This window comes from Capnocytophaga felis (genome assembly GCF_009684755.1).
GTDB lineage: Bacteria > Bacteroidota > Bacteroidia > Flavobacteriales > Flavobacteriaceae > Capnocytophaga > Capnocytophaga felis.
On sequence record NZ_BLBC01000005.1, the window covers coordinates 224,831 to 248,693 of the forward strand.

19 protein-coding genes are annotated in these 23,863 nt (G+C 33.8%); 12 read left to right on the top strand and 7 right to left on the bottom strand.

The window, feature by feature from the left end; genetic code table 11:
- Positions 1-2: 2 nt before the first annotated feature.
- The gene (locus GN105_RS02285) at positions 3-797 is read right to left on the bottom strand and encodes a DUF2797 domain-containing protein (protein WP_155283827.1); all 795 of its coding nucleotides are present in this window, start codon (positions 795-797) and stop codon (positions 3-5) included.
- 90 nt (positions 798-887) lie between these two features.
- Here GN105_RS02285 and GN105_RS02290 point away from each other — a divergent pair, with 90 nt between their 5' ends.
- The 3 genes from GN105_RS02290 to GN105_RS02300 all read left to right on the top strand — a co-directional run bounded on the left by GN105_RS02290 (position 888) and on the right by GN105_RS02300 (position 4,586).
- Complete coding sequence (locus tag GN105_RS02290) at positions 888-2,408, top strand: GH3 auxin-responsive promoter family protein (RefSeq protein WP_155283828.1); 1,521 nt, start codon at positions 888-890, stop codon at positions 2,406-2,408.
- A 9-nt stretch (positions 2,409-2,417) separates the two neighbouring features.
- On the top strand, positions 2,418-3,350 hold the full coding sequence (gene rsgA, locus GN105_RS02295; protein WP_155283829.1) for a ribosome small subunit-dependent GTPase A: 933 nt from the start codon (positions 2,418-2,420) through the stop codon (positions 3,348-3,350).
- Positions 3,351-3,518: 168 nt separating this feature from the next.
- Positions 3,519-4,586, top strand: coding sequence for a hypothetical protein (locus tag GN105_RS02300; protein WP_155283830.1), 1,068 nt, complete (start codon positions 3,519-3,521; stop codon positions 4,584-4,586).
- A 78-nt stretch (positions 4,587-4,664) separates the two neighbouring features.
- Here GN105_RS02300 and GN105_RS02305 read toward each other — a convergent pair whose 3' ends face one another.
- The gene (locus tag GN105_RS02305; RefSeq protein WP_155283831.1) at positions 4,665-5,600 is read right to left on the bottom strand and encodes a peptidylprolyl isomerase; all 936 of its coding nucleotides are present in this window, start codon (positions 5,598-5,600) and stop codon (positions 4,665-4,667) included.
- A gap of 146 nt (positions 5,601-5,746) precedes the next feature.
- Here GN105_RS02305 and GN105_RS02310 point away from each other — a divergent pair, with 146 nt between their 5' ends.
- Complete coding sequence (locus GN105_RS02310; RefSeq protein WP_155283832.1) at positions 5,747-6,388, top strand: O-methyltransferase; 642 nt, start codon at positions 5,747-5,749, stop codon at positions 6,386-6,388.
- A gap of 94 nt (positions 6,389-6,482) precedes the next feature.
- Positions 6,483-8,705 (top strand): NADP-dependent isocitrate dehydrogenase, encoded by a 2,223-nt coding sequence (locus tag GN105_RS02315; RefSeq protein WP_155283833.1) that lies wholly within the window; start codon positions 6,483-6,485, stop codon positions 8,703-8,705.
- Between the two features lie 106 nt (positions 8,706-8,811).
- On the opposite strand, the gene GN105_RS02320 is transcribed toward GN105_RS02315, so the two are convergent.
- The 3 genes from GN105_RS02320 to GN105_RS02330 form a co-directional block, all read right to left on the bottom strand.
- Positions 8,812-9,120, bottom strand: a complete 309-nt coding sequence (locus GN105_RS02320; protein WP_155283834.1) for a hypothetical protein — start codon at positions 9,118-9,120, stop codon at positions 8,812-8,814.
- A gap of 169 nt (positions 9,121-9,289) precedes the next feature.
- Positions 9,290-9,490 (bottom strand): hypothetical protein, encoded by a 201-nt coding sequence (locus tag GN105_RS02325; RefSeq protein ID WP_155283835.1) that lies wholly within the window; start codon positions 9,488-9,490, stop codon positions 9,290-9,292.
- 455 nt (positions 9,491-9,945) lie between these two features.
- Positions 9,946-12,120 (bottom strand): endonuclease MutS2, encoded by a 2,175-nt coding sequence (locus tag GN105_RS02330; RefSeq protein WP_444542101.1) that lies wholly within the window; start codon positions 12,118-12,120, stop codon positions 9,946-9,948.
- Between the two features lie 83 nt (positions 12,121-12,203).
- Between GN105_RS02330 and GN105_RS02335 the strand changes: the two genes are divergently transcribed.
- A complete protein-coding gene (locus GN105_RS02335) occupies positions 12,204-12,869 on the top strand; it encodes a uracil-DNA glycosylase (RefSeq protein ID WP_155283836.1) in 666 nt (221 codons plus the stop codon).
- A 50-nt stretch (positions 12,870-12,919) separates the two neighbouring features.
- Here the strand turns inward: GN105_RS02335 and GN105_RS02340 are convergent, their stop codons facing one another.
- Positions 12,920-13,483: a hypothetical protein gene (locus GN105_RS02340; RefSeq protein ID WP_373279388.1), complete on the bottom strand. Its 564-nt coding sequence runs from the start codon at positions 13,481-13,483 to the stop codon at positions 12,920-12,922.
- Positions 13,484-13,774: 291 nt separating this feature from the next.
- Between GN105_RS02340 and GN105_RS02345 the strand changes: the two genes are divergently transcribed.
- From GN105_RS02345 to GN105_RS02365, 5 genes are all read left to right on the top strand, one after another.
- Positions 13,775-15,112, top strand: coding sequence for a dihydroorotase (locus GN105_RS02345; RefSeq protein WP_155283838.1), 1,338 nt, complete (start codon positions 13,775-13,777; stop codon positions 15,110-15,112).
- 5 nt (positions 15,113-15,117) lie between these two features.
- On the top strand, positions 15,118-15,534 hold the full coding sequence (locus tag GN105_RS02350; RefSeq protein ID WP_155283839.1) for a DUF4296 domain-containing protein: 417 nt from the start codon (positions 15,118-15,120) through the stop codon (positions 15,532-15,534).
- Between the two features lie 8 nt (positions 15,535-15,542).
- A complete protein-coding gene (locus GN105_RS02355; RefSeq protein ID WP_155283840.1) occupies positions 15,543-16,202 on the top strand; it encodes a DUF4271 domain-containing protein in 660 nt (219 codons plus the stop codon).
- A gap of 69 nt (positions 16,203-16,271) precedes the next feature.
- Positions 16,272-17,021, top strand: a complete 750-nt coding sequence (locus tag GN105_RS02360) for a uroporphyrinogen-III synthase (protein WP_155283841.1) — start codon at positions 16,272-16,274, stop codon at positions 17,019-17,021.
- A 769-nt stretch (positions 17,022-17,790) separates the two neighbouring features.
- The gene (locus tag GN105_RS02365; protein WP_155283842.1) at positions 17,791-19,188 is read left to right on the top strand and encodes a TlpA family protein disulfide reductase; all 1,398 of its coding nucleotides are present in this window, start codon (positions 17,791-17,793) and stop codon (positions 19,186-19,188) included.
- A 170-nt stretch (positions 19,189-19,358) separates the two neighbouring features.
- Here GN105_RS02365 and GN105_RS02370 read toward each other — a convergent pair whose 3' ends face one another.
- A complete protein-coding gene (locus GN105_RS02370; protein ID WP_155283843.1) occupies positions 19,359-20,087 on the bottom strand; it encodes a DUF6261 family protein in 729 nt (242 codons plus the stop codon).
- Between the two features lie 493 nt (positions 20,088-20,580).
- Between GN105_RS02370 and GN105_RS02375 the strand changes: the two genes are divergently transcribed.
- Positions 20,581-23,808 carry a UvrD-helicase domain-containing protein gene (locus GN105_RS02375; RefSeq protein ID WP_155283844.1) on the top strand — a complete coding sequence of 1,076 codons (3,228 nt, stop codon included), beginning with the start codon at positions 20,581-20,583 and terminating at the stop codon, positions 23,806-23,808.
- Positions 23,809-23,863 lie beyond the last annotated feature (55 nt).

A 23,863-nucleotide genomic window follows, 5' to 3' on the forward strand; every position in this document is an offset into this window, starting at 1 on the left:
AATTAATTGATAATGGTTAATTGTACCGCCAAACCTTCATTCGAGCGAACGTTAAAAACTGTATCGTCCTCAAAAATAAGATATTGCCCTTTAATCCCCGTCAAAATTCCTTCATACGTAGGAGTTTTAAGCAGATTCAATGTTTTTACTTGTGTGGGATATTTTTTTACAGGAAAATGTATCTGAATTTCGTCTGTATTTTCTAAAACGTAGGGTTTGGCTTCTTCCGGAATAAGAGGCGACAATTCTTTTTTAATCTCCTTTAAATCAACATCTTCTACAGAATTAGTAAGCATTTTTCGCCAATTGGTTTTATCCGAAATATGCTGTTTTAATGCTACTTCCGTGATTCCTGCCAAATACCGATTGGGAAGTTCGGCTACAATCAGAGCTTCGTGAGCCCCTTGATCTATCCATCGTGTGGGGACTTGTGATTTTCGGGTTACGCCTACTTTTACATTGCTTGAGTTTGCCAAATAAACGTAATGAGGCTGCAACTGCATTTGCTTTTCGTAATTCAAATCGCGTTCTTCAATGTTTAAATGTGCCTTGCTAAGTTCTGGGTGCATTATCCAATCGGCTGTTTGGGGGATTTCAAAGAAACATTTTTTACAAAATCCTTGACGGAAAATCGGTTGATTGCTACCACAATTCAAACATTGAAAATGAGAGAACGATAAGTTTATTTTTCTGTTAATCAATTCATTAACAACCAAGAAATCGTCCTGAAACTGCAAATAGTAACGAACAGGCTCAGCTATCTCTGTGAGCATTTTTTGTAACACGCCTTGAAACATATTTAATTTTTTTTTAACTTTACCCGATTTTAATAAAAAGTGGTTATCTGTAATTACAGACAATAAATTTTTTCCAAAAGTAATAAAAAAATGCCATTAGCACTATTTAATTCTATAACTTCGTGGTTTTTAAAGAGGCGTATCGACCAAATTGAGCAATTTGTAAACAATCCGCACCAAACTCAGGAACGTGTTTTATCGGAATTATTAAATTCTGCAAAAGACACTGAAATTGGAAAAAAATACGGCTTTTCAGAGATTGAGAATTACGAGCAATTTTCAAGAAATGTTCCTTTGACAACCTATGAAGAATTTGAACCGTTTGTTGAGAGGGCGAGAAAAGGAGAACGTAATATTTTTTGGAATACTCCCATTAAATGGTTTGCAAAAAGTAGTGGAACCACCAACGCAAAAAGTAAATTTATTCCCGTTAGTGATGAGGCTTTACAGAATTGTCATTATAAATCGGGAAAAGATATGCTTTGCTTGTATTTGAATAACAACGAAAACTCTAATTTATTCAAAGGAAAGAGCTTAAGACTCGGAGGAAGTAAAGAACTTTACGAAGAAAATGGAACGTTCTTCGGGGATTTATCAGCTATTTTGATAGAAAATTTACCTTTCTGGGCAGAATTCAGTTGTACTCCAAGCAATAAAGTCTCTTTGATGAGTGAATGGGAGAGCAAGTTGGCAGCCATTGTAAAGGAAGCCCGAAGTGAAAACGTTACGAGTATGGCAGGAGTTCCTTCCTGGATGCTGGTTTTACTAAATCGCATTTTGGAAGAAACAAAAAAGGAAAATTTACTGGAAATATGGAAAAATTTAGAGGTTTATTTTCACGGAGGAGTTAGTTTTGTTCCGTACAAAGAGCAATATCGAAAAATCATTCCTTCGGATAGTTTCAGATATTACGAAATATACAATGCTTCGGAGGGATTCTTTGGTATTCAGGATAGAAATAATTCCGATGAGTTGCTTTTGATGCTGGATTACGGGATTTTCTATGAATTCATTCCGATGGAAACTTTCGGAACCAATCAGCAAAAAATCATTCCGTTATCAGAAGTTGAACCCGATAAAAACTATGCAATGGTAATTACCACAAATGCAGGACTTTGGCGTTATTTGATTGGTGATACTGTTCGCTTCACTTCCGTTTCTCCGTATCGTATTAAAATTACAGGACGAACAAAACATTTCATCAATGTATTTGGGGAAGAACTTATTATCGAAAATACGGAAAAAGGTCTGGAAAAAGCTTGTAAATTAACCGGAAGTGAAATAATTGACTACACGGTAGCACCTATTTTTATGCAGGACAAACTCAAAGGCGGACACGAATGGATTATTGAGTTCAGTAAGTTACCGAGCAACATTGAAAAATTTACCGAAATTTTGGACGAAGAATTGAAAAAACTAAACTCCGATTATGAAGCAAAACGTTACAACAATATGACTTTAAACATACCAAAGGTGCATATCGCTCGCGAAAATTTATTTCATAATTGGCTGAAAAACAAAGACAAACTTGGCGGACAAAATAAGGTACCAAGGCTGTCAAATAATCGTCAGTACATTGAAGAATTACTTCTTCTTCAATCAATAAACTAAAGAGTTATTATGAACGGAGTTGTCTATAAATCTACGGGAAGTTGGTACATTGTTAAGGCATCTGATGGTCTTTTTTATCAATGTCGCATAAAGGGGAAATTCCGCATCAAAGGAATCAAGAATACGAATCCTGTGGCTGTTGGTGACTCTGTAAGTTTTGAACTTGAAGAATCGGGTAATGGTGTAATTCAAGAAATTCACGAACGAAAAAATTATATTATCCGCAAATCGGTAAATCTTTCTAAACAAACACATATTATAGCATCAAATGTTGATGTCGCTTTTTTGGTCGTTACGCTTAACAATCCACCTACTTTCACCACTTTTATTGACCGTTTTTTAGTTACTGCGGAAGCATATCACATTCCGGTGATTATTCTGTTCAATAAAATTGACTCCTACAACGAGGAAGAATTGATTGAAATAAAGTATTTGGCTTCAATATATCGCAAAATCGGTTACGAATGTTTAGGAATTTCAGCCATCAGTGGTAAAAATATTGACAAAGTAATTGATTTGATGAAAAATAAAACTTGTGTCATATCCGGACATTCCGGTGTTGGAAAAACAACTTTGATAAACGCCATAGCACCCAATTTAAACCTAAAAACCAAAGAAATTTCAGAACAACATCAACAAGGACAACACACAACAACCTTTGCCGAAATGTTTAACCTTGACTTCGGAGCAAGAATAATTGACACTCCCGGCATAAAAGGCTTTGGAATTGTGGAAATCGAAAATGAAGAATTAGGAGACTTTTTTCCGGAGTTTTTCGCTTTAAAATCAGAATGTAAATTTAATAATTGCCTACACATTGATGAACCTGATTGTGCCGTAAAAGAAGCCTTAGAAAAAGATGAAATTGCGTGGTCACGTTACAAAAGTTATTTGCAAATATTAAAAGGAGAAGACGAAAATTACCGAATTGGTGAAAAATAAAATAAAACACAAAAGAACTGATTTACAACGAATTAATAAATTAAAAATCTTAAAATTTTATCTTTTAGAGGCAATATATTTTTATTACCAAAAAAAAGTAATAAATTTGCCCGCAATAACTATCATACACGCACTATAATGAAACAGAAAAATTTAACAAAAAAACTGATGATTGCTTTATTAGGGGCAGTCTTGTTTGTGGGTTGTTCAAAAAACGAAAGCGAGAATGTGCAAGAGCAAGATGCTTCAAAAATAACTGCACGCAGTGCCGAACAACAATCTATTGAAACTACAATAGCGAATTTTTACGATTGTCTTAAAAAACTGAAATACAGCGGTTTTTCTGATTTTTTCTACGACAATTTCTTTTTAACTTCAGCAACTACAGAAGACAAGACTTGGTACGGATTTTTGGATAGCAAATTCAGAAGCCAATACGTAGTTGGCAGTTTCCGTTATGAGGCTGTTTTAGGAACTTACAATTGGAATAATAACACAAAAATGTGGGATAGAGTTACTGACAACAGAAATGTCACTCTTAATTTTCCTGCATTCAACACCTCAGCTTCCAATAATGCTACATTGGTTCTTGAAGATTACACAAGTATTAATATCGGAAAAAATAGTTTACCTACAAAAGGTAAAGCTACAATAACTGTTGATAATAAGAAAATAATTGAGATTGACATCCGTAAAATTGAATACGGGCTAATCCCTACTCTTATAAACAGTGCTGAAATTGCAATTTACGGCAATCCTTTCACTACAGTTATCAATTTGGAGAAAAAAGGTCTTGTGTACAACCTAACTTCAAACACAACAGCTCCTAATGGATGCACAACAACTGTAAAAGGAGTTATAAACTTAATCAACAATTCTAACATTTCTACTGACAATGTAGATTTCAAAACAGTAGCTTTTGACAACTTCAAAGATTTGGAATTTAAAATAAATTTTGAAAATTTGGAGATTAAAGTAAATGCTGACATTGCTGGACTTAAAGCTCTAAACAAAGATGTTTATTCTGTTGAGGATATGAACAATTTTGTAAATGTAGATGTAATAAGCTCTGGAAAAAAAGTTGCTGATTTGAAATACAATGAAGATAGCAACGGAAAATACGATCCGGATGTAGTTTTCCTTGATGGAACAACAAACAAAGCTGAATCTTATTTCTCTTACTTCTCTAAAAAAGTAAAACACGTTTTCAGAGTAGTTTTCGGATTGGAAAAATAATAGATTTTCTCAGATAATAAAAAAGCTGACTTTTTTGAAAGTCAGCTTTTTTATTTTATAACCATTTTTTAAAGAAGTTTAATCAATAACTTTAACCAATTCAACATCAAAAATAAGAGGAGCATTGGGCGGAATGATTCCTCCGGCACCTCGGCTTCCGTAAGCTAAATCGGATGGAATTACAAAACGAGCTTTATCTCCTTCACAAAGCAATAAAATTCCTTCATCCCAACCTTCAATCACCTGCCCTACACCTACGGTAAAGTTTAGTGGTTGGTTTCGGCGGTAAGAAGAATCAAAAACTGTTTTATCAAGTAGCATTCCTGTATAGTGAACTGCAACCTCATTTCCTGTTTCGGCTTTTACTCCATTGCCTTTGCTGGTTATCTTATAAAACAATCCACTTTCTGTTTTCTCAAACCCCTCAGTTTCAGAAGCCAATGCTTGCTCTGCTTTTTTACGAGCTTCAGCCAAACGTTTTTCTTTTTCAGCGTTAAAATTTTGAAAAGCTTGTAGTGCATCCCATTTTTCAGCTTCCTCACCTACCCTAATTATATTAACTTCCTCAATTTTATCTCCTTGAGCAATGCTATCTACTACATTTTGCCCTTCAATCACTTCTCCAAAAACTGTATGTTTCCCATCTAACCAAGGCGTTGGAACGTGTGTTATAAAGAATTGACTTCCGTTAGTCCCAGGACCAGCATTAGCCATAGACAAAACACCTGGTTTATTGTGTTTTAAATCCGAAACAAACTCATCATCAAACTGATAACCAGGATTTCCCGTACCTGTACCCAGCGGACAACCTCCCTGAATCATAAAATCAGAAATTATACGATGAAACTTTAATCCGTTGTAATAAGGCTCTCCAAGAGGCTTGCTACTATTTTTTTGTTTTCCTTCCGCTAATGCAACAAAATTTCCTACCGTTCCGGGAGTTTTATCATACGTTAGCCTAACCAAAATTTCGCCTTTGGTTGTTTTAAATTTTGCATAAATTCCGTTTTGCATTTCTTTTGTTTTTAAAATATCTCTGCAAAAATAACGAAGATTTAAAGAAAGAACAAATAAATTATTTTCTTTGAGAATCAATGACTGAAAAATGTTTTATATCTTTGCCAAAAGAATAACTTTATTTCAAAAAGAATCACAAAAAAATGCACTTTTTGCCTGAAAAAATAGAAAATTACGCAACACAACATTCTGAAAACGAACCCGAATTACTGCAAGAATTATCTCGTCGCACACATTTAAACGTGCTACAACCACGAATGCTAAGTGGTCATTTTCAAGGACGTATATTAAGTTTACTATCAAAAATTATTCAGCCGAAAACTATTTTGGAAATCGGAACATATACAGGATATGCCACACTTTGCTTGGCAGAAGGTTTGCAAAAAGATGGAATTTTACATACAATCGATATAAAAGAAGAATTACAGGATTTACAAAGAGAATTTTTTGACCGAAGCGGAAAAGGAGAACAAATTATCCAACATTTAGGACAGGCAATTGACATTATTCCTAAATTGGAAATGACTTTTGATTTGGTTTTCATCGATGCCGACAAGCAAAATTATGCCAATTATTTCGATTTAGTCATCGAAAAGATGAATTCTGGTGGAATAATTCTCTCAGATAATGTGCTTTGGAGCGGAAAAGTGGTAGAAGAAGTCAAATCAAACGACAAACAAACCAAAGCTCTGTTGGCCTACAATCAAAAATTAAAAGAAGATTCACGTATAGAAACTGTACTTTTGCCTATCCGCGACGGATTAACCGTATCACGAGTGATTTAAACGAATCTTATTTTTCGATTTTTGTTTCGAAAGATTACTTTATTCAAATTATTTTCCATACTTTTGTTTCTTACGAAATAAAAATAACATAAATATGTCCAAAAAAGCAACTATTATTTATACGAAAACAGATGAAGCTCCTTTTTTGGCAACGCACTCTTTGTTGCCTATCATTCAGCGATTTACAAAATCATCTGGAATTGATATTCAATTAAAAGACATTTCATTAGCTGGTCGTATTTTGGCTAATTTTTCTGATTTTCTAAAGAAAGAACAACAGGTGGAAGATGCCTTAACCGAATTGGGTAAATTAGCAACTCAGCCTGAAGCCAATATCATTAAACTTCCTAATATCAGTGCTTCTGTTCCTCAATTAGTATCAGCCATAAAAGAATTACAATCAAAAGGTTACGACCTCCCTGATTACCCCGAAGAACCCAAAACGGAAGCCGAAAAACTCATCAAGGCTCGTTACGACAAAGTTAAAGGAAGTGCTGTAAACCCCGTACTTCGTGAAGGAAATTCAGACCGAAGAGCTCCGAAAGCCGTAAAAAATTACGCTAAAAAACATCCACACAGTATGGGAGCTTGGTCAAAAGATTCGCAAACACAAGTCGCCACAATGTCGGAAGGAGATTTCTATCATAGTGAGAAATCCGTTATAATGGAGAAGCCTGATAATGTTAAAATTGAATTAACGACAACTTCGGGCGAAAAAATTGTTCTGAAAGAAAAGACCGTTTTGCAACAAGGCGAAATCATCGATGCGGCAGTAATGAGCAAAAAAGCCTTGCTTGAATTCCTAAAAGAACAAGTGCAATTAGCTAAGGATAAAGGAGTTTTGTTCTCACTTCATATGAAAGCCACAATGATGAAGGTTTCTGACCCCATCATTTTCGGACACGCTGTACGTACTTTCTTTACTGATGTTTTTGAAAAACACGCTGATACATTCAAAAAAATAGGAGTAGATGCCAATAACGGATTTGGAGATATCCTTGCAAAAATTGCTAATTTAGAGACTTCGGAAAAAGAAAAAATAGAAAAAGACATTGAAACAGCTTTGGAAAATGCTCCCGCTTTGGCGATGGTAAATTCTGACAAAGGAATCACTAACTTGCACGTTCCGAGTGATGTAATCATTGACGCCTCAATGCCTGCGATGATTCGTAACTCAGGAAAAATGTGGAATGCAAAAGGAGAAACACAAGATACTTTGGCTGTAATTCCAGATAGTAGCTATGCTGGTGTATATAAGGAAGTTATCAAATTTTGCAAAGAAAACGGAGCTTTTGATCCTACCACAATGGGAACAGTTCCGAATGTTGGTTTAATGGCTCAAAAAGCAGAAGAATACGGCTCACACGACAAAACTTTTGAAATCCCACAAAATGGCGTAGTAAACGTTATCGGAGAAGATGGAACTGTGTATTTATCTCATAATGTAGAAGTTGGAGACATTTGGCGTATGTGCCAAGTAAAAGACGCTCCTGTTCAAGATTGGGTTAAATTAGCTGTTTCAAGAGCCAAAGCAACACAAACACCTGCTATTTTTTGGTTAGATGAAAAACGTGCTCACGATGCCGAACTTATTAAAAAAGTAACAAAATATTTGGCTAATTACGACACAAACGGATTGGAAATCAAAATTCTTCCACCGGAAGAAGCGACACTTTTCACTCTAAAACGTTTGGTAAAAGGCGAAGACACTATTTCAGTTACAGGAAATGTCTTGCGTGATTATCTAACAGATTTATTTCCTATTTTGGAACTGGGTACAAGTGCTAAAATGCTTTCTATTGTGCCACTTATGAACGGAGGCGGATTGTTTGAAACGGGTGCCGGAGGTTCTGCTCCAAAACACGTTGAGCAATTTTTGGGAGAAAATTATTTGCGTTGGGATTCACTTGGAGAGTTTTTAGCTTTGGAAGTGTCACTCGAACATTTAGCAAACACTTTTAACAACAAAAAAGCTCTCGTTTTAGCCAATACGCTTGGCGAAGCTACTGAAAAAGTTTTAGAAAACGATAAATCTCCACAACGAAAATTAGGTCAGTTGGACAATCGCGGAAGCCATTTTTACTTAGCACTTTATTGGGCAGAAGCTTTAGCTTCACAAACGAAAGATGCTGATTTGGCAAAAGAATTCACCCTGATAGCTAAGCAATTAAAAGAGAATGAAACACGTATCGTTTCAGAACTTGCCGAAGTACAAGGAAAAACCATAACTATAAACGGTTATTACTTCCCTGATGAACAGAAAACATTTGCAGCAATGCGACCAAGTGATACTTTTAATAGAATTCTTTTTTCATAAAAAACTGAAAAACGCTCCGAGAGGAGCGTTTTTCTTACCAAAAAAAGGACTTTCTTCAAACAGAAAGTCCTTTTCTCACAATGCATATAAATACTACTACTAACTCCTAATTATCTTTTTTCAACAAATTTCCATCTTTGTCAAAATAAGTAACAAAACCTTCTGAGTTGCTATCCACAGCCTCGATTTTGTACTCTTCTTTTGCATTTACATACGCTTTTTTGATAGTTGCTCCATCGTAAGTTTTCTCGAAGGCTTCAACCACAGCTACTGGCAGTTTATCCTTTTCAATTTCTGTAAACTCTTCTTCTTGAACAGACACTACAGCTGCTCTTTCTGTGTTTACATCACTCTTCTGTGCGAAGGCCGTCATACTCCCTAACGCCAATACGCTTAAAAACAAAGTTTTTTTCATAAGTTTTAATTTTTAATTTAAGTAATTGTTTTTTTCTGCTTAGTAAAGATTTTAATTGTAATTTAGTTTTTTCTAATTTTTTGTTTTAACAATCAATTGACTGTAATGAGTAATTTTTTTCTAATTTTTTGTTTTTTGTACTAATCTTATTTATACCAATCTTATGCTATTACTTGCTTATTCTTAAAATTTTTTTAAACTTTTCGTAAGTCTTCCCTACAATTGCAAACATATTTCTTTGTCTGACAACTTTTTCTGAAGATTTACTTTCTTCTTGAAAAATCATTTCCATTATACCATCATAAATCACTATTGGATTCACATTTGATAGTTTATTTAATCCTGATGATGTTATATTCTGTGTTGTCATAATACCTGAATTTTTGCTTGCATTATCTATATTGAAAAAAGCGTACCAAATCCGTACTACTTTCAAAACAATTTCATAAAAAACTGTATATCAATACAAAAAGAAGGAATGAAATTTTAAAAACATCTTTTACACACTGAAGAAATATGTGTAATTTACACAAAAAGCATATAATTTTTACACACATCAGGTGTGTATTTTTTGAACTTTACAAAAAAAAGAAAGGCTATCTCCCCGACAGCCTATTCTCTAATAATTTAATTAAAATCTAATATAGCATGAAAAAAACTTAGTTCTGGAACTCCCGTCCCATTATAAACTAACGAGTGCTAAATTACTACGATAGAATAAAACACGCAACAACTTTAACCTTTCATTAACTAAAATCAGACATCAAAACAAATAAAAACACTAATAATCAACAACTTAAATGGATTAAACAAAAAAATACTTTTTTAACTTTTTTTCTCTACTAATTCCAGTTCGGACAGAGCAACAGAAGTGGTAAACATACCATAATTTACTAAGGCTTTATCTTTTTCAATTTTGTCGATACTTCCCACACTTCTGCTATCTTTAATTCGCACACGATCACCAACTTTCAAAGCTCGTTGCATTTTTTCTTTAGCAACTTTTTCTTGTTTTAGTTTTTCTTTTTTCTCGGCTTTTTTCTGTATGCGGATGGCTTCCATTTCTTTATGAACTTCCTCTTCTGTTTTCTTTTTTTGTTCCTTCTGTTTGTGCTTTTCTAATTTTGAAATTTGCTTTCGTTTAGCATTTTCAGCTTCTATAATTCGCAAAATATCAGAAACTAACGCACGTTTTTTACCATCATAAAAATAACGCTCGGCAACCTCATCAATTTTATTTCCTAAATAAATCATTCGTTGATTTTGGTCGTACAATTCTTGATAATTTACCAATTTGGATTTTACTTTTTCGTTCAATTCCTCCAAACGTTTGGCTTCTTCTCGGGCTTTTATTTCTTCATCTTTCAGATTTTCAGTAGTTTTTTCCATTTTACTGCGTTCTTTCTGCAACTTGGCGATGGTAGCATCAAAACGTACTTTTCCTTTTTCAATTTTTTTCTTAGCCCGATTTATCAACCCGAACGGAATTCCATTTTTTTGTGCCACCTCAAAAGTAAATGAACTACCTGCCTCACCTACAATAAGTTTGTAGATAGGTTCTAACGTTTTGTCATTGAACAACATATTTGCATTGGTAGCGTGCGGAAGTTCATTGGCGAGTATCTTCAAATTAGCGTAATGTGTTGTAATTACGCCAAATGCCTTCCGATGGTAAAATTCTTCAAGAAATACTTCTGCCAAAGCTCCACCCAATTCAGGATCACTTCCCGTTCCGAATTCATCAATCAGAAACAAAGTTTCGGCATTGCATTTCTTCAAAAAATAATTCATATTTTTCAACCGATAGCTATATGTACTCAAATGATTTTCAATGGATTGATTATCTCCAATATCGGTTAATATCCTACTGAACAAACACATTTTTGACCGATGATGTACAGGAACAAGCATCGCACTTTGTAGCATTAGTTGCAATAACCCTATGGTTTTCAATGTAATACTTTTCCCCCCCGCATTGGGACCTGAAATGACAATAATTCGAGATTGATCAGAAAGTTGAATATTTTGCGGATAAGTAGGCTTTCCTTTTGTTTGATTATTCAGATACAGTAACGGGTGATACGCTTCTTTCAAATCCAAAACTCGCTCATCGGTAATTTCAGGAAGTAACGCATTCATACTCAAAGCATATTTTGCTTTTCCATAAATAATATCTATTGCCGTAACATAACTTTGATAATCTCTGAATAGCGACACAAATTCGCTCAAAAACGCAGTAAGCTGCTTTAAAATTCGCTGAATTTCTTCCTTTTCATCATAAAGTAAATTAGTGAGCTCACGAGAATACATTTCGGTTTGCTTCGGCTCAATGTACACGATACTTCCTGTTTTTGAGCTTCCTAACACTGTTCCGTGTACCTTTCGGCGATGCATCGCTTTAACAGCAAGCACACGGCGATTTTCTACCACGGTTTCACGGATATCATCTAAGTAATCTGAAGCATTGTATTCCGCCAATGCTCTGTTAAAGCTTTCGTTGATTTTACCTTTTAACTGACTGATTTCCTTACGAATATTAACCAAAGTAGGAGATGCTTCATTTTTGATTTCTCCAAACTTATCAATTATTTTTTCAATAGCTTCTACAATTTCAGTAGTATGCTCAATGCTTTCCGAAGTTTGATGTAATACTGGATATAATTCTTTAAACTTACGGAAGAAAAGAATGTGTGTATTTACCGTTTGCGACAAAGTATAAAGCCTTCGAATACCTGCAATTTCAAGCGTAGTATTTTCAATCTGAAGGAGTTTTATCTCTGCCGTTACTTTTTCACAGCTGTGAGCGGGAATTACGTTATTATTCTGAAAAGAAGACAGATATTCATTGGTTTGTTGCAAAGCGAAAAGTAATGTTTCTTTATCCTCAAAAGGCTTGACTCGCAAGGCATACTTTTTCCCCAATTCGGTTTGGCATATTTCAGAAATTTGGTGTAATACTGTACCAAATTCTAAATCTTCAAGTGTTTTCGAATGAATCATTTATAATAATGTAAATTTGAAAATTTTATATTTCAAAAATTAATCTTTACTTTTGAACTTTAATTTGCAAAAATATTAAAAAAATGGAAGTAAACATTCATCCCTCTTGGAAAGCTCATTTATCAACGGAATTTGAAAAAGATTATTTTCAAAAATTAGTCACCTTCGTAAAAAATGAATATGCTCAAGGGGTTTGCTACCCAAAGGGAAGTCAAATATTTTCAGCCTTTGAACACTGTCCTTTTGAAAATGTAAAAGTGGTAATAATAGGGCAAGACCCATATCACGGTGTAAATCAAGCAAATGGACTTTGTTTTTCCGTACAAGACGGCATTGAACATCCGCCTTCACTCATTAATATTTTCAAGGAAATTGAACAAGATTTGGGCATTCCTTATCCGATTAGCGGAAATTTAGAACGATGGGCTTCACAAGGTGTTTTACTTTTGAATGCTACACTGACGGTTCGTGCAAATCAAGCAGGAAGCCATCAAAATCAGGGCTGGGAAACGTTTACCGATTCGGTTATTCGTGTGGTTTCAGAAAAAAGCAATCAGGTAGTATTTTTGCTTTGGGGCGGATATGCAAAGAAGAAATCTGCTTTAATTGACGCTTCCAAACACTGTATTTTAACCTCCGGACACCCATCACCACTAAGTGCCAATCGAGGATATTGGTTTGGGAATAAACACTTTAGCAAAGCTAATGATTTTTTGACCTCTGTAGGAAAATCCCCAATTCAATGGTAAAATAAAAGGTCGCCTATTTAAGCGACCTTTTCGTTCTTTTGTAATGGTTATTATTCAGAATATTTATTAACTTTTCCTTGAGCTTTTATCAACTTAAGACGCAAGTTATTGATATCCTGTTCTTTTTTAAGAATTTTACCTTTATACTTAGCCTCATCATTTGGAGAAAGATTTCCTTTAGCCTGCTTCACATTATATTTGTTTTGCTCGCGAGCCAATTCGTTTTCTTTCTTCTTGATTTGAGTTTCTATTTTTAAAACCTCTTGCTTAGCCTTAGCCAAATTTTGTTTATTTTTTTCAGCGGTTTTTCTGGCTTTCTCCTCAGCCTTTCTCGCTTTTTCCTCGGCTTTTTTAGCTTTTTGTTCCGCTTTTTCAGCTTGCTTTTTAGCCTTTTCATCTGCTTTTCTGGCTTTTTCCTCAGCTTTCAAAGCCTTCTCTTTTTCTTTTTGAGCCTTTTGTTCAGCTTTTAATTTCTCTTTTTCAGCCTTTAACTCAGCTTCAGTTTTAGTAGCAGGCAACACTGTGGTTAGTGTATCCTTCGGGATTGTTGTATCTTCTTGAGCAAAAGATATTTGCACCAAAAACAACGTGATAATAAATGTGTAAAATTTCATTTTCATCTATTTATATTTAAATTACTTGGCACAAATATAGCAAATAAAACATACCAAATAATAATATCACAAAATTTTAAGAATTCCATTATCGGCGAATCAAAAAAAACAGCAATTCAACTTCATTTAAGTTATTTATTTGAAACAAGTTACGACAAACCCTTCATAAACGCGACATTTCTAAATTTGCATTTATTTAACAATTCTACTATTTAGCTTTTTTTAGAAAACTTGTGTTCTAAAGAATAATTCACTATCTTTGGCGTAATTTATTCATTTTTTTTCAGGTTTATGAAAACACTTATCAAAAACGCATATATAGTTAACGAGAATCAGATTTTTAAAGGCGACCTATTAATCAATGGGAATCGCATAGAAAAAATTGGTTCTGAAATTTCTGCCGAAAATAATTACAAAATTATCGACGTTAACGGGAAATATTTACTCCCCGGTGTGATTGATGACCAAGTGCATTTCCGCGAACCTGGACTCACACACAAAGCTAACATCGCTACGGAAAGTGCAGCAGCTGTGGCAGGTGGTGTAACAACATTTTTTGAGCAACCTAACACCATTCCGCAGACTACAACCATTGAATTATTGGAAGAAAAATTTGCCATTGCTTCCAAAACGTCTTTTGCAAATTATTCATTCTTTCTTGGCGGAACGAACGATAACTTAGAACAACTCAAGCGGTTAGACCGTAATGCTTGCGTCGGTATAAAACTTTTTTTAGGTTCTTCAACGGGAAATATGTTAGTAGATGACGAAAAAATCATTGAAAATATTTTTTCAAATATTGACTTGGTTATCGCTACTCATTGTGAAGATGAACAAACCATTCGCAAAAATACGGAATTGTACACACAACGTTATGGTGAACGCATTCCGATAGAAAAACATCCGCTTATCCGAAGCCACGAAGCTTGTTTTCTTTCTTCATCAAAAGCCATTCGTTTAGCAGAAAAAACAGGGGCAAGACTACACGTTTTTCATCTCTCCACAGCTCAAGAAACAGAACTTTTCAGAAATGACATTCCTCTGAAAAACAAAAAAATAACAGCTGAAGTATGTGTACATCACTTATGGTTTTCCGATGAAGATTATGCAAAAAAAGGAAGCCTCATTAAGTGGAATCCTGCCGTAAAAACTGCAAACGACCGCTCTTCTTTATGGAAAGCCTTGTTAGATGACAGATTGGACGTGATTGCCACCGACCACGCCCCCCACACACTTGAGGAAAAACACAATGACATTTATTCAAAAATTCCTTCAGGAGGTCCGTTGGTACAACATTCTCTCGTAGCTATGCTTGAAAATGCCCGAAATGGAAAAATTTCCATTGAAAAAATCGTAGAAAAAATGTGCCACAATCCCGCCATTTTGTTTGAAGTAAAAGACCGAGGATTTATTCGTGAGGGATACTTTGCCGACTTGGTTTTGGTCGATTTGAATAGCCCTTGGCAAGTACGCAAAGAAAATATTTTATACAAATGCGGTTGGTCACCTTTTGAGGGCGATACGTTTCATTCAAAAATAATTGCTACCTTTGTCGGCGGAAATTTAGTTTATGAAAACGGAAAAGTAAATCCAATTCCGCAAGGAATGCGAATCACTTTCAATCGCTAACCTTTATGAAATTAAAGTATTTTCACATCATACTTGCACTTTTATTAACATCGTGCGGAGAAAATATAATCTCCAAGCCAGAAAAATTGCTTTCTGAAACGGAAATGGAGAGTTTAATGTACGATTTAGCTGTATTTGACGCCATAAAAAGTGTAGATTATCAACTAATGGATACCGTTAACTTCAATGTTGATGAAGTTATTTATAAAAAACACGGAATAGACAGTCTTTCTTTTGTAGAAAATATGATTTACTACGCTTCTTTCCCTAAAAAATATGATAGTATCATAAAACGTGTAGATGTACGACTGCAGAAAGAACGCGACGAATTTTCTAAAAAATCGCACCAAACAGAGAAAATCCCTTCTGATGATGAAATTCCGATTATTGACTCATTGGAAAGTATCAACCCCATAAATTAAATAAAACATTGGAATCCAAACTATTGCAAGAAGCATTCTTATCTTGGGTATTCCCGCTTTTTCTTTTCATTTTTGTGATAATTGCTCTTCTGAAAGCCGCTTATCCGCATCATTTTTCAGAATATCTAAAACTTCCTTTCAATAACAAATATATTATCATTTATGAGAAGAAAGAACGGAAAGTACAGCTTTTCACAGTAATTTCATTTTTTTTACAATGGTTTTCGCTGAGTTTGTTTTTCTACATTTGGGGACAATTTTTTGATATAAGTCTTTCTCCAAGTACGGGATTTCTGTTTTTGGATATAGCTTTTACTATTTTGTGTTTTTTATCGGCTAAGTTATTGTTTCAAAAATGGATAAGCTATTTATTTGAACTAAAAGGATTTAGCAAGATTTATATTTTTAGCCGAATTGCCTATTCCAGTTATGCTTCAGTTTTGATAATCACATTGTTATTTTTTCTGATGTACTCAACTTCATTACATAAAATTTACTTTTACACACTTCTGACAACACTACTAATTATCAACATTTTAAGCTGGATTAACATAATTAAAATGAATCAAAAATCAATAAAACCCTACATTGTTTATTTTATTTTGTATCTTTGCACCTTTGAAATAGCACCTTACGTATTTTTAATCTATAAAAGTGATTTTTTATAGAAATTAATTTGCTTTATTCATATCTTTTATAGGATATAATTAAGCTTAGACGAACAATAGAACAATTTTATGAAAGTAAAAACAATTTTAGTTTCACAACCGGAACCTAAAATGGAAGGTTCACCTTACGCTCAAATTATTGAAAATCAAAAAGTCAAAATAGATTTTATTCCTTTTATCAAGGTTGAGGGAATGACTGCCAAAGACATTCGTATGCAGAAAATCGATTTGACAAAATTCTCTGCTATCATTTTAACCAGCAGAAAATCAGTAGATCATTATTTCAGAATTGCGGAGGAAATGCGTTTTAAAGTTCCTGACACAATGAAATACTTTTGCCAATCCGAAACTATTGCATTCTATCTGCAAAAATACATAACTTACAGAAAAAGAAAAATATACGTAGGCAAAAAAGAATTTTCGGACTTGTTGCCTATACTAAAAAAATACAAAGACGAAAATTTCCTATTCCCTGGTTCGGACATACAAAAGCCCGAAATTACAAAAGCATTAAACGACCTGAAAATCAAGTGGGAAAGAGCTACTTTTTATAAAACTGTTCATTGTGATTTATCAGGAATAAAAGATTTTAAATATGACATCTTGGCTTTTTTCAGCCCGGCAGGAATTGAGTCTTTATTCAAAAACTTCCCTGATTTCAGCCAAAAAAAGACACGAATTGCTGTGTACGGCGATTCCACATTAAAAGCGGCAGAAGAAGCCGGGCTTGTTATCGATATAAAAGCTCCGTCGCCTGAAACTCCGTCTATGACAATGGCTCTGGAACAATACATCAGCAAGGTAAACGGAAAAAAATAGCTTAAAACTTTTACATACAATCAATTAATCCCAAATGCATAAACCAAAAAAGTTATGTGTTTGGGATTTACTTTTATATCTGTCTGCTAAAATTATAGACAAGTTAAATGCTAAGCAAAACAAAGCCAATCTCTTTCGGTAGTTGGCAAAAAATTTTAAACCCCTCTTCCCTTTTTATCGGCTGGTGATTTGCAAGAAAAAACTACTTCAAAACATTTTTTTCAAATCATCTCGTTTACAAATTCTTCTTATCAAATTATCGGCAATTTATTTTAAATGTTTTTTAAATCTGCTTTTGTAAAAAATAACTTTCTTAAAATTAATCCTCACAAAAAATACTATTTTCATCTCGAAACAAAACAAAAACACATTACCACAACAAAATACATCTAACAAACAGCAAAATATCGTCATTTTACTGATAATAATTCAGGTAGAGATAAACGTATGATTTAGAATTTTTCTTTCGAGCTTATTGAAATTGTCATCTTTGTAATAACAATTCTTACAGCTACATTTTGAAAGAAGGACGATATTAACGGGCTATAACCTTCCTTTTTTAAATTTATAAAAGTAAGTCGACAAATTTTCATTTGAAAAATAATCTTTCAATTTGATGAAAAATGAAACATCGACTTGTAAATAAATCGAGAATTTCCAAAAAAGAAATAAATCTTCATATTTTTATCATCAGATAATACGAAAAACACTTTTTTATTTAATAACAATTTGTAAATTTGTGGCATTATAATTCATAAATTTATTTGATATGAAAAGAAGTATCACCGCACTTTTAGCTGTTATTTTGCTCCAAGCGTGCGAAAAAAAAGCACCTGATTACGTCGTTCTTTCAGGAAAATTTGCCAAACCACAAGGCGAAAAGATTACTGTAAAAAGCCACGACTTTGAAAAAGAAATTGCCATCAATGCCGATGGGTCATTTTCTGACACATTGCATATTGCACACAATGGTATGTACAGAATAGGTCGTAAAAATATTTATCTGCACAAAGGCAAAAACGTATCCTTCAGCACAGATAATGAGACGATGGAACCTATTACATACACGGGCGATTTGGCTGTGGAAAACAATTACCTTGCCGATAAAGACAAAACAACAGGTGAGGAATTAAGAGCTTTGGGAAAACATCTGTACTCATTTGAGGAGACCGAATTTCTCAACAAAGTGAACGAGCTTACAAATAAGCAAAAGGAAATGCTTAACGCAATTACGCCTTCTGTTGCTGATTTTAAAGAAAACGAGTTAAAAAACATCAACTACGGAAAAGATTACTGGCTTGCGAACTACGAATTTTATCACGGATATTTTATCAAAAATAACGACTTTAAAGTTTCTGATAATTTCCCTAAAGTAACAACAACTGATTTTGACAACGAGGCTGATTTTAATTTTTCACCAAGATATGCCGAGCTTGCAATGTCAAAATTTGAAAAAAACGTCTCTGATGAGTACGAAAAGAAAACCGAAGGAGTTGCTGAAGGAGAAATGAGCGATGAAGACTCTGAAAAAATATACAGAGACCTTATCATTGAGAATTTCAAAAAAATAAAAAGCAGAAACATCAAAAACAGCATCGCATCATCTCAAATAATGAGTGGCGGCATTCCTGATGCAAAAACTTTGGACTTTTTCTATAATGATTTGCTTAGCAATGTTTCAAACGAGGATTTCAAAAAAGTTCTTAACGAACGCTACAACAAAATCAAATCCTTAGAAGCCGGCAACCCGTCTCCTTCTTTCAACTTTGAAAATCATAAAGGGGGAACTACTTCGCTTGAGGATTTTAAAGGAAAAGTAGTTTATGTGGACGTTTGGGCTACGTGGTGTGGTCCTTGCATTGGTGAAATTCCTCATTTAAAAGAGCTTGAAAAACAATATCACGGAAAAAACATTGAATTCGTGAGCATCTCGGTTGATGAAAAAAGAAATTACGAAAAATGGAAACAATTTGTTACTGACCAAGGTTTGGTAGGTACGCAACTTATTGCAGATAATGATTGGAAATCTGATTTCGTAACAAATTACCTTATTTCAGGTATTCCGCGTTTTATTTTGATTGACACCGAAGGAAAAATCGTTAGTGCAGATGCTCCAAGACCGTCAAACAAAAAAATCGTTGAGCTTTTCACTCAATTAGGATTGTAATTCCAACAATTCTTCTTGAAAAAAAATAAAACTTACAATTTTGTAAAACAAAGATTCAAATAATTTGTTATTTACATAAAAAATCAAGCTAAGTAGCATTCATAATTATGATCCACTTAGCTTGATTTCTTTTTTTAAATACATTTACTTTTTTACAGCTTGTTTCCTATCTATTCCGAAGAGTCAGGTTTTTGTTTGGAACGACTTGAAATTAAAGAATCCTCAATAAGTTTGTTAAGCACCGTAACAAAAGTAGTTGCCTCTTCTGACGGAATTGCAATGCTTTGCGATTGAGCTCTCAAAGCAATTTCATCATAAATAAGATTGGTTTCTTTACGAATCTTTTTCGTACTTCCCGTTTCTTTGGAAGATTGCACAAAAGTTCGGTCGCCCAATTGTTCTTCAAAGTTTTCGTTCAAAGTTTTAAGATGTTCCAATGTTGCAGTAAGCCCTAATGTGGTGATGTCTTTCGCATTTTTTTCTATGGCAAGGTCGCTTAATAAGGCACGAATAGCAACTGATTCTTCTTTGTATCCCATTGAAGGCACATTCTTGTAATTTTTAGTTGCTTCATATAGGCTTTCGGCAGCTTCTTTGCGTTTAACGATGTATGACTTGCGTTCGTTACGAATATTTGCCAACACATATCTGACAATGTTATCACGTTCTTTATCCAGCTTCAGTAACTCTTTGGTTTGTTGTTCGGAACGGTTTTCGTACGCTTTTTCTGTTAGAATTTTGATATTTTCCTGCAATCTTTGAAATAATTTTTCGCTTATTTGCAGTTTTTCCAGCGTAGCGGTTCTAACTAACTTTTCCACTTCAATCATAAAGTGTAAATACTGTGCATTATTCAACCTTGTTAAATAAATGTTTTTGATTTTTACTAATTTTTCCATATCGATTAAGTTTATAATTATGTAATTTACATACAGCAAAAAACGAGCCATTTCAAGATTTATTTTGTTAATTGACAATATTTTAAGAATTACACGTCTGCCTAAAACATAATTTTATGAAATTCAAATTAGGAATGTTTGCAATCCTTTATTAAAATATTTTTTTATACTAAGATTGCAGAGCGTCTGTCATTAAAAAAAGTTTTTGAAACAAGATTACAGACAATCCTCTTTAAAAAAGTTTTTTTTTATGCAAGATTGCAAAGCGTCTTTCTTCAAAAATTTTTATTTACGGAAGATTGCAAACAATCCGACTTAAAAAATTTATTTTTTACAAGTTTTGCAAACACACACAAATCAATTTACTTTTTTGCTATAAACATCTGTAGAATCGATATTTTTAAAAAATAAAACATTGTAAATCATTGATAAGCTAAAGCAAATAATTTTATTTATCAATGCTTTTTTCGTATTTTAGCACCAAAATTTTAGTATGCAATCTTCATCTTCTTATACCATTTATAATGCTTCTGCGGGTTCCGGGAAGACGTACAGTCTTGCCAAATCATACTTGAAAATCATCTTATCGAGCAAAAATCCTGATTTATTCAGAAATTTATTGGCGATAACCTTCACAAACAAGGCTGTTTTTGAAATGAAAAACAGAATTATAGAATATCTCACACTATTTTCAGATGAAAAAAGCCTTTCTGAACCCGATGCAATGTTTGAAGAACTTTGTAAAGAGCTGAAACTTGCACCAATGGAGCTGAAAATGCGTTCGGAAGACGTACTTAAACACATTCTGCACAATTATGCTTCTTTTAATATCAGTACCATCGACGGTTTTAATCACCAACTAATTCGCAGCTTTGCTTTTGATTTGCACCTGAATCAATTTTTTGAAGTTCAGTTAGATGCCAAAACATTATTGCAACGTGCAGTTGATAACTTACTAAATCTGGCAGGAACTGATGATGAATTAACAAATTTACTTACAGAATTTTCAAACGATAAGATAAAAGAAGATAAAAACTGGGATATTGCCGGAGAACTTTTTCGAGTAGCTGGTATGCTTACTAATGAAAATCATCATTGGGAACTCAGCAATTTAAAGAAGAAAGATTTAGAAGATTTCAAAGCCTTAAAAAAGAATTTATTCAAGAAAAAAAATGAATCGGTTGCAACAATAAAAGAAACAGCCGCTTCATTTTTAAATCTGTTAGATGAAAATAATTTGGATAAATCTGCTTTTAAAGGCAGTTACGTATATAATTTTTTTGAAAAACTTAATGAAAATCCGGAACGAGAACTTCCTTGGGGAGCTGCCTGGCAAGAAAAATTAGCCACAGAACCTTTATACGCCAAAACTAATGCAAAATTTTTGGATACAGATTTAATTGACAGCCTTCAGCCACAGATTTTCTCTTATTTTTTATCTGTTAAGGAAGCCTTTGGTCTGTTTAACTTCTCAAAAAATGCACTTCGATTTGTTGTGCCTTTAGCCTTGCTCAATCGTATTCAAAATGAAATAGAACTCATAAAAGACGAAGAAAATATTTTACCGATTTGGGAATTTAATGAGGTTATTTCCGGCGAAATCGCTTCTCAGCCTGTTCCGTTCATATACGAACGCATCGGTGAACGTTACAGGCATTATTTCATTGACGAGTTTCAAGATACTTCCGTTTTGCAATGGAAAAACCTTATTCCGCTTATTTTAAATGCCGTGCAAAGTGAAAGCATCGCAAAACAAAAAGGAAGTTTATTGTTGGTGGGAGATGCGAAACAATCCATCTACCGATGGCGTGGCGGAAAGGCAGAACAATTTATGAGCTTATATTCCAATGAAGAAAATCCTTTTTTCATCAAAGGGCAAACCATAAATTTGGAAGATAATTACCGAAGCCTTGAAACTATTATCAATTTCAACAATCATTTCTTTAGTTTCATTGCAAACAAGTTTCAATCGGAAAAATACAGAGAGTTGTACTTAAATGCAATGCAGAATTATCCTGAAACAAAACGAAATAAACTTTTGCCGGAAGGATATTTAAGCATTCAGTTTGTAGATTTGAAAGCAACCGACCCGGCAGAAGATTTTGAAGAAAATACCTCTGACGAAAGTAGTATTTTTGATATTTTCACCGAAAGAGAAATAACGTACTGCAACGCAATTTTTGAAACAATCAATCACGCCAACAAATCGGGAGCAGAAGATAAAGATATTACCATTTTGGTTCGCACAAACAGAGAAGGCTCTGCGGTTGCTTCTTTCTTGTCTTCAAAAGGAAAGAATATCATTTCTCCTGATTCATTATTGCTCAAGAACATCGTTTCCATACAATTTTTAATCTCGTTGTTGCATTTATTGCATAATAAAAATAGTCAGGAACTTAAGGTTAAGATGCTTTTTGAGTATGCAGGACTTAAAAGCATTGAGCAGGTGCATAATTTCATTACAAAATATATGAATGAGCCTGTTGAAACTTTTTTTGCCGACCATAATTTTTCTGCAAATGAGTTTCATTCACATTCCTTGTATGAAGGAGTTACTTTGCTTATAAATTGTTTTGATTTATCAAGAAAATCAGATGCTTACCTCACGCATTTTCTGGATTTGATATTTGATTTCAAAAATACACACAAGGGTGGATTATCGGAATTCTTAACATTTTGGGAAGAAGAGAAAGAAAAGTTAAGCATAAGTCTGCCGGAAGGTTTGAATGCGATTACCATAATGACCGTTCATAAAAGTAAAGGTTTGTCGGCTCCCGTTATTATTTATGCTTTCGCAGATAGTAAACTCATCGAATCGCGTAACGAAACAATTTGGTATCCTGTTTCAAAGAAAGATTTCAGCGGATTTGATACTCTTTTGGTAGAAACAAATAAATCTCTTGTAAATTTCGAGCCGAAAGCAGAAGAAATTATTCGTCAGCATCACGAGCAACATTTATTAGACCAAATTAACGTTCTTTACGTGGCGATGACACGTCCGGAATCTTTTTTATATGTAATCACATCTTTACCAAAAACTGCTGAAAAGAAAAACACAGAATCCGATACAAAATCTGAAACATACGGTTCTCTTTTTAAAAGTTTTATCGAAGAGAAAGGACAATGGAATGATGATTACTTAAAATACGAATTCGGAAGTCCTGTTTTTCCTGTGAAGGACAAAAAACAAACATCAGCCACAGAAAGATTGATTTATTTTCAAAAAGGTTGGGCAACGCCTAATTATAAAATTGCTACAGGAGCTTCACTGCTTTGGGATACTTCCCGAAAAGAATCTATTGAGAAAGGAAACTTAATGCACGAGCTTCTTGCAAAAGTTGTTTATCAATCTGATTTGGAACCCGTCCTAAAAAATGCTTTGGCAGAAGGTCTGCTCACCGATGAGCAGTATAAAATTGTTCTGCAACAACTTTTAAAATTAATACAAGATGAAAAAATTAGTGCATTCTTTTCTGAAAATTATACGTACTTCATTGAAAAAGAATTCATTGATAAATCAGGAAAATTCTTCCGCCCTGACCGAATTGCATTCAATCCGATAAACAAACAAGCTGTAATTATTGATTATAAAACAGGAAAACCCAACGAAAAGCATCATTTACAAATGCAAACCTACGCCAACATCCTTTCCGATTTAGGCTGGGAGGTTATCGGCAAATATTTAATTTATTTAGATGAAGATAAAATAGTAAAGAGTTAAAAATGAGATATTTTTTCTCATCACTTTTCTTTTATTTGAGTTTAATGACTATCTT